We start from the raw sequence: 7,002 nt of genomic DNA on the forward strand, positions 1-7,002 counted from the left end.
CTCCAAGTACGGGAAGTTAAATCAACAATTAAGCTGACATGTTCATTAGTAGGTAACTTTGATATGCCACAAACGTCACGATTAACACGCCGCCTTCGATACGATTCACGCTACGAGATTTTCCTAGTGCCATGATAACAAGAAGTAGTGATACGCCTAGCATTACCCAGAAGTCACGACCCATTGCAAACTCGCTCAAGATTGAAGGGTTTAGGATGCCTGGGATACCCATCACGGCAAGGATGTTGAATACGTTTGAGCCAATGATATTACCCACAGCCATATCATCTTCACCTTTCATAACACCAGCTAGTGATGCTGCAAGTTCAGGTAAACTTGTGCCAACGGCAATAATGGTTAAACCAATCACAAGGTCGCTCATACCAAAGAACTTCGCGATTACAACCGCGTTATCAACCAACATGTTGGCCGCTAGAGGTAGAATAATCAGGCCAACCACCACCCACATTGCGGCTTTGGGGTTGCTCACGCCTTCAGGAACTTCAGATTCTTGTTCGTCAAGAAAGGCATCACCGTTCTTTTTCTCACTACGGCTGATTTGCAGCATCGCAAATAAGAAAGCGGCAAAAAGAACAAACAACAACACACCTTCATAGAAACCTAAGTGATTATCCCAAAGCAGTGCGCCCGCTAATAGAGTGACACCTATCATTAAAGGTAGTTCACGACGAATCACACCAGAGCTAATCGATAATGGCTTGATAAGGGCTGTAATACCTAAAATCAGCGCGATGTTAGCGATGTTTGAGCCTAATACGTTACCTACCGCCGTATCTGTTTTACCATCAAGGGCTGCTGTCGCAGAAACCATCATTTCAGGGGCTGAAGATCCCATTGCTAAGATTGTCATACCGATAACTAGTGGTGAAATACCGAAGTTGCGAGCAAGAGCTGCGGCACCGTATACCAGCTTATCTGCACTCCACACCAAAAAACCTAGACCGATAATAAGAAACGCAATCGCTTCAAGCATGATGATTCCTAAAAATTAATAAAAAACGGAGAATTAACCGCTAATTTTGACTTGTTGCTAGATAAAAGGGAAGTCACTCGACAAATTAATTGCTAGTTAGTGGTAAAGAAATGTTGTTGAGGAATGAATTTCTCAATGCTTTCAAATCCCTGCCTTTGTTTTCTGTTTTTAATAATTAATTGAACAGCGCTTTTAATTCTAAAGTAGACTCATTATTATTGCAGTCATAATTGGCGTTTTTAAAGCAAGGAAACAACAAAAGTATGTTGAACACTGAGCTTGTGAAAGTTAAGAATCTCAGCTTCTCACGCGGTGAACGAATTATCTTTGATGACATCAGTTTAGAAGTTCCTCAAGGAAAAATAACCGCGTTCATGGGGCCGTCAGGGATCGGCAAAACAACCTTATTACGTCTGATTGGTGGACAATTACCACCAGATGAAGGTGAAATTTGGTTTGATGGCGACAACATCCCTGCATTGCCACGTCGAAAGCTATATCAAGCACGTAAGAAAATGAGCATGCTTTTCCAATCGGGGGCACTTTTCACGGATCTAAATGTCTTTGATAATGTGGCGTTTCCTTTGCGAGAGCACACTGAACTTAACGAAAAATTCATTCGTACCATTGTATTGCTTAAGCTTGAGGCGGTAGGGTTGCGAGGCGCGGCGCAATTAATGCCGAGTGAGTTGTCTGGTGGTATGGCGAGACGAGCGGCGTTGGCCCGTGCGATCGCATTGGACCCAGAACTTATTATGTATGATGAGCCTTTTGTTGGCCAAGATCCAATCACCATGGGTGTTTTGGTTGAGTTGATTCGTAACCTCAATCAAGCCTTGGGTTTAACCTCTATTGTCGTTTCTCATGATGTCCCTGAGGTGATGAGCATTGCTGATTGGGTTTATTTGATGGCTGATGGGAAAATTATTGCTGCAGGTTCTCCTGATGAGTTGTACAACAACAGCGACCCAAGAGTGCAGCAATTTTTGCAAGGTGAATCGGATGGCCCTGTGCCATTTAGGTTTCCTGCAAATAGCTTAGAAAAGGATTTGTTTGAATATGATTGCTAAAACTATTGCGGGTGTCGGTAAGCGCGCACTTGCGATCTGTGAGTCATTTGGTCGAGCAAGCCTAATGCTATTTGGGGCTTTGTTTGGCATCCCGAAACTAAAAAATTTCCCTCTATTAGTTAAACAATTTTATAGCGTTGGCGTTCAGTCATTGGCTATCATTTTAGTTTCAGGCTTGTTTATTGGCATGGTACTCAGTCTGCAGGGCTATGTCGTATTAATCGACTATGGCGCAGAGGGTAACCTTGGGCAAATGGTCGCGCTCTCGTTGTTACGGGAATTGGGCCCTGTGGTGACAGCACTTCTGTTTGCTGGTCGTGCGGGTTCAGCATTAACGGCTGAAATCGGCTTAATGAAAGCTACTGAACAGATCTCTAGCCTTGAGATGATGGCGGTTGATCCTCTTAAACGCATTATTGCGCCACGTCTCTGGGCCGGCCTTATTTCTATGCCACTGCTCGCTATGATTTTTATGGCGGTCGGGATTTGGGGTGCTCAGTTAGTCGGTGTGGATTGGAAAGGTATTGACCACGGCAGTTTCTGGTCTGCGATGCAGTCTTCCGTTGAGCTTGGCCGTGATATTGGTAACAGTATGATCAAATGCATGGTCTTCGCTATCACCGTAACTTGGATCGCACTTTTTAATGGTTATGATGCAGTACCGACATCCGAAGGTATTAGTCAGGCAACCACACGCACAGTAGTACACTCTTCTCTAGCGGTATTAGGGCTAGATTTTGTTCTTACCGCATTGATGTTTGGGAATTAATCATGCAACAAACTCGAAAATTAGAATTATGGGTCGGCACCTTTGTTATTGCCGGAATTTGCGCAATCTTAATCATGATCTTTCAAGTCGCTGACGTAAAAGGTATAGGTTCAAACCATACTTATAACCTAAAAGCGACCTTTGACAATATTGGCAGCCTAAAGGTTCGCTCACCAGTAAAGGTGGGGGGCGTCGTTGTTGGTCGAGTTCAAAGTATTGAACTTGATACTGAGAGCTACCTTCCTGTGGTTGAACTGTCTATTGATGCGAAGTACTCACAATTTCCTGATACCTCTAGTGCTCAAATCTTAACGTCGGGCTTGATCGGTGAGCAGTACATCAGCTTAGTTCCAGGCTTCATCTTTGAAGATGAAGAGATGTTGGTTGATGGTGATTCTATCGAAGACACCAAGTCGGCATTAGTATTAGAAGATTTGATTGGTCAAGTGCTGTATAGCGTCGGTGGCTCTGATAATAGCGAAGCTAAGGAGTAGGCTCATGTTAAAGACGAATAATTTATTGAAGACTAATTACTTATTGAAAAGACTGCTTCTGACAGCTGTCGCTTTGCTGATGTCGACTCCAGCTTTTTCGGCAAAACCGATTGATCGAACTCAGCCTTATCAGATGATGACTCAAGTTGCAGAAGAGGCTTTCGCCCGTTTGAAGAACGAGCAAGAGAATATCCAACAAGATCCAGAGTTACTGAAGGTCATCGTGGAAGAAGAGTTGATGCCTTATGTGAATGCTCAATATGCGGCGCTGAAGTTGCTAGGGCCGAACTTGAAAGGTGCTGATAGAGGAGACGTGCGCGTATTTATTGATGCATTTCGTAAATATCTCGTTTCTTCTTATGCTCAAGTGTTAACTCAATATACAGATCAGACGATTAAATTTGGTCCAGAACCAACAATTAAAACAGATAGCCGTATTACCAGTATTAAGGTTGATATCATTGATACGCCTCGACCAAACATTAACCTTGAGTTTAAACTGCGCAAAGATAAGAAGTCAGGTGAGTGGAAGGCATTTGATATGGTTGCCGAAGGTATAAGCCTGCTATCAAGCAAGAAGTCTGAGTGGAACACTAAGATTCGTCAAGAAGGCATCTTACAAGTAGCTGACGAACTCGAGAAACTGGCTTCTCAACCGATTCGTTTTGAGAGTAATAAATAATGAGCCATTCTCAATGGCAAGCGCTAAGCTCTAAAGAATATCAACTTCTTGGTGATATAGATCGAGATAGTGTACCTGCAATCTGGCGTATATTGGAAAAGTGGCAAACGACGGAATCGAGCGTTGAAATTGACCTTAGCCATATAAATCGAGTCGATTCAGCAGGAATGGTGATGCTAATTCACTTATTAGAGCATGCAAAAAATCAAAACTGTCATATAATGCTCAGTTTCGTGCCAGAACAATTACGAACGTTGTTCCAATTGAGCAATATCCAGCCAATGATGGCAGAACACATAAAAAATTAGGCAGGAGCTATTTGTGGACAGCACAAAAGTACAAGAATTATTAGCAGAGGCTCTGAACCTTCAGGAAATTATCGTGAAGGGTGAAGGCAGTCATTACGAAGTTGTTGCGGTTGATCCATGTTTTGACGGCATGAATCGAGTTAAGAAGCAGCAACTAATCTACGGCCCACTAATGGAATACATTCAACGCAATGATATCCATGCTCTTTCTATTAAGGCTTTCACGCCGGAAGAGTGGGAACGTGATAAGAAACTGATGTCACTTTAAGGTTTATGATGGAAAAGTTTCGAGTTATTGGATCGGATAAGCCGCTAAGCGGTGAAGTGACGATCTCAGGCGCAAAAAATGCAGCCCTACCAATCCTATTTGCTTCAATTCTAGCTGAAGAGCCGGTTGAAGTGAGTAATGTTCCTCACCTACGTGACATCGATACTACGATGGAATTGCTTAAGCGTTTAGGCGCAAAAGTATCACGCAATGGTAGTGTTCATGTTGATGGCAGCGAAATTAATGAATTTTGTGCACCTTACGATTTAGTAAAAACAATGCGCGCTTCTATTTGGGCTTTAGGTCCTTTAGTCGCTCGTTTTGGTGAAGGCCAAGTGTCACTTCCGGGCGGTTGTGCTATTGGTGCTCGACCTGTTGATTTACATATCCATGGCCTAGAGCAACTAGGTGCGACCATTGTATTGGAAGATGGTTATGTAAAAGCAAGTGTTGACGGCCGTTTGAAAGGCGCGCACATCGTGATGGATAAAGTAAGTGTGGGTGCCACCATTACTATCATGTGTGCAGCAACGCTAGCGGAAGGTACAACTGTGTTAGATAATTCAGCGCGTGAGCCTGAGATTGTTGATACGGCTGATTTCCTAAACAAACTAGGAGCTAAAATTTCTGGTGCAGGTACAGATACGATTACTATCGAAGGCGTTGAGCGTCTTGGTGGTGGCCAACACTCTGTGGTTGCAGACCGTATTGAAACGGGTACCTTCCTGGTTGCTGCTGCGGTTTCTGGCGGTAAAGTGGTTTGTCGCAACACCAACGCTCATCTTCTTGAAGCTGCCTTAGCGAAGCTTGAAGAAGCGGGAGCGAAGGTTGAAACGGGCGAAGGTTGGATCAGCCTTGATATGACTGTTCGTGAGTTGAAAGCGGTGAAAATCGTAACGGCACCTCACCCAGGCTTCCCAACCGACATGCAAGCACAGTTTACCCTGCTTAACATGATGGCGAAGGGCAGTGGTGTAATCACTGAGACTATCTTTGAAAACCGCTTTATGCACATTCCTGAACTACAGCGAATGGGAGCAAAAGCGGAAATAGAAGGCAACACTGCTATTTGTGGTGAAACCAAAAAATTGAGCGGCGCTCAAGTAATGGCAACGGACCTTCGCGCATCTGCGAGCCTTGTTATTGCTGGTTGTATCGCTCAAGGTGAAACCATCGTTGACCGTATTTATCACATCGATCGTGGCTACGATAAGATTGAAGATAAATTGTCAGCCTTAGGCGCAAACATTACACGGTTTAGCGAGTCGAACTAACTTAGGTTAGTGAGTTCATGAATCAGTAAGATGAAAACAGAAAAGTCGGAACCTTGGTTTCGGCTTTTTTATAGTTGTATTTACCGCCAGTGAATCTATTGCCTATTTTGTGCAAATAGATGAATCAACTTGGTGGTTGTGAGGAACAAAATGATAGCAATATTACGTATTTTCGCAGTGGCGATATTTGCGATTCTTATGTTTGTATTTGGGTGTGGTTACTGTTTACTAAGCCCACGTAACCCGAAACACGTATTTACCTTTGGTCGTTATTTCGGTCGCATGTCGAAAATCTTTGGTATGAAGTTAGAGCTTCGTATCCCGGAAGATGCTTACTCTCGTGGCCAACATGTTTACGTTGCAAACCACCAAAATAGCTGGGATCTATTCACGATTTCATCTGCGGTAACACCTAAGGTTGTGACTGTTGGTAAGAAGAGCCTAGCGTGGATGCCTCTTTTTGGTCAGCTGTACTGGTTGACGGGTAATATCCTAATCGACCGGGCTAACCGCAGCAAAGCGGTAGGTACGATCGATCAAGTGGTTACTAGCCTTAAAGAGAGTGATGTTTCAGTATGGATGTTCCCTGAGGGGACTCGTTCTCGTGGTCGTGGTTTGTTGCCATTCAAAACGGGTGCTTTCCATGCTGCGATTGGCGCTGGCTTACCTATTATCCCTATCGTGTGTAGCTCAACAGGTGGCGTGAAGCTGAACCGTTGGAACAATGGTCATGTGATTGTTGAAATGCTGCCACCAATCAGCACTGAAGATTACGATAAGTCTAATGTTCGTCAACTGGCTAACCTAGCTCGTGAGCAGATGGCTGCGAAGCTTGAAGAGTTAGACAAAGAAGTGGTTGAGCTTAATAAGAAGTAATCATCTAAGCGAAACGATGAACAATAAAAAAGGTTGCCAAGTGGGCAACCTTTTTTTGTATCTGATAAACGCTCAGCTTTATGCCAATTTGTTTACTAGAAACCGTTTATTCTAGATATTAAAACCTATTTGCGAACCGCAATAGCTTCGATCTCGATACCTACATCTTTTGGCAGACGCGCTACTTCAACACATGAACGTGCAGGGTAGTTTGCAACACCGTGCTCATCAAAGAATTTACCGTAAACTTCATTTACTGTACCGAAG

General features: G+C 43.6%; 10 protein-coding genes. 8 read left to right on the forward strand and 2 right to left on the reverse strand.

Translation table 11 applies throughout. The features are described from left to right. Positions 1 to 28: 28 nt before the first annotated feature. Positions 29 to 994 (reverse strand): calcium/sodium antiporter, encoded by a 966-nt coding sequence (locus AB4496_RS17255; RefSeq protein WP_009847735.1) that lies wholly within the window; start codon positions 992 to 994, stop codon positions 29 to 31. A 263-nt stretch (positions 995 to 1,257) separates the two neighbouring features. On the opposite strand from AB4496_RS17255, the gene mlaF reads away from it, so the two are divergent. The 8 genes from mlaF (at position 1,258) to AB4496_RS17295 (ending at position 6,735) form a co-directional block, all read left to right on the forward strand. Continuing rightward, entirely contained in the window at positions 1,258 to 2,064 is an 807-nt protein-coding gene (mlaF, locus tag AB4496_RS17260; protein ID WP_102257867.1) for a phospholipid ABC transporter ATP-binding protein MlaF, read from the forward strand. Then, positions 2,054 to 2,833: a lipid asymmetry maintenance ABC transporter permease subunit MlaE gene (gene mlaE, locus AB4496_RS17265; protein ID WP_009847733.1), complete on the forward strand. Its 780-nt coding sequence runs from the start codon at positions 2,054 to 2,056 to the stop codon at positions 2,831 to 2,833. Before mlaF ends, mlaE begins: the two co-directional genes overlap by 11 nt. A 2-nt stretch (positions 2,834 to 2,835) precedes the next feature. Continuing rightward, positions 2,836 to 3,327 (forward strand): outer membrane lipid asymmetry maintenance protein MlaD, encoded by a 492-nt coding sequence (mlaD, locus tag AB4496_RS17270; protein WP_009847732.1) that lies wholly within the window; start codon positions 2,836 to 2,838, stop codon positions 3,325 to 3,327. Between the two features lie 4 nt (positions 3,328 to 3,331). Continuing rightward, positions 3,332 to 4,009: a phospholipid-binding protein MlaC gene (locus AB4496_RS17275; protein ID WP_009847731.1), complete on the forward strand. Its 678-nt coding sequence runs from the start codon at positions 3,332 to 3,334 to the stop codon at positions 4,007 to 4,009. Continuing rightward, on the forward strand, positions 4,009 to 4,317 hold the full coding sequence (locus AB4496_RS17280; RefSeq protein ID WP_004735315.1) for a lipid asymmetry maintenance protein MlaB: 309 nt from the start codon (positions 4,009 to 4,011) through the stop codon (positions 4,315 to 4,317). The genes AB4496_RS17275 and AB4496_RS17280 overlap by 1 nt, the downstream gene beginning before the upstream one ends. A gap of 13 nt (positions 4,318 to 4,330) precedes the next feature. Then, positions 4,331 to 4,585, forward strand: a complete 255-nt coding sequence (gene ibaG, locus AB4496_RS17285; RefSeq protein ID WP_004738686.1) for a BolA family iron metabolism protein IbaG — start codon at positions 4,331 to 4,333, stop codon at positions 4,583 to 4,585. Positions 4,586 to 4,593: 8 nt separating this feature from the next. After that, the gene (gene murA, locus AB4496_RS17290) at positions 4,594 to 5,859 is read left to right on the forward strand and encodes a UDP-N-acetylglucosamine 1-carboxyvinyltransferase (RefSeq protein WP_009847730.1); all 1,266 of its coding nucleotides are present in this window, start codon (positions 4,594 to 4,596) and stop codon (positions 5,857 to 5,859) included. A 150-nt stretch (positions 5,860 to 6,009) separates the two neighbouring features. After that, positions 6,010 to 6,735, forward strand: a complete 726-nt coding sequence (locus AB4496_RS17295; RefSeq protein ID WP_004735318.1) for a 1-acylglycerol-3-phosphate O-acyltransferase — start codon at positions 6,010 to 6,012, stop codon at positions 6,733 to 6,735. A 125-nt stretch (positions 6,736 to 6,860) separates the two neighbouring features. Here AB4496_RS17295 and AB4496_RS17300 read toward each other — a convergent pair. Then, positions 6,861 to 7,002: Rid family hydrolase (locus AB4496_RS17300; protein ID WP_372131466.1), on the reverse strand; the 142-nt coding region annotated here is incomplete at its 5' end.

Origin of the sequence: Vibrio sp. 10N.222.46.A1 (assembly GCF_041473595.1) — a bacterium.
In the GTDB taxonomy this organism is placed as follows: Bacteria; Pseudomonadota; Gammaproteobacteria; order Enterobacterales; family Vibrionaceae; genus Vibrio; species Vibrio tasmaniensis_A.

Coding starts and splice junctions, on each gene's coding strand:
- AB4496_RS17255 (WP_009847735.1), bottom strand. CDS start 994: ATGCTTGAAGCGATTGCGTTTCTTATTATCGGTCTAGGTTTTTTGGTG.
- mlaF (WP_102257867.1), top strand. CDS start 1,258: ATGTTGAACACTGAGCTTGTGAAAGTTAAGAATCTCAGCTTCTCACGC.
- mlaE (WP_009847733.1), top strand. CDS start 2,054: ATGATTGCTAAAACTATTGCGGGTGTCGGTAAGCGCGCACTTGCGATC.
- mlaD (WP_009847732.1), top strand. CDS start 2,836: ATGCAACAAACTCGAAAATTAGAATTATGGGTCGGCACCTTTGTTATT.
- AB4496_RS17275 (WP_009847731.1), top strand. CDS start 3,332: ATGTTAAAGACGAATAATTTATTGAAGACTAATTACTTATTGAAAAGA.
- AB4496_RS17280 (WP_004735315.1), top strand. CDS start 4,009: ATGAGCCATTCTCAATGGCAAGCGCTAAGCTCTAAAGAATATCAACTT.
- murA (WP_009847730.1), top strand. CDS start 4,594: ATGGAAAAGTTTCGAGTTATTGGATCGGATAAGCCGCTAAGCGGTGAA.
- AB4496_RS17295 (WP_004735318.1), top strand. CDS start 6,010: ATGATAGCAATATTACGTATTTTCGCAGTGGCGATATTTGCGATTCTT.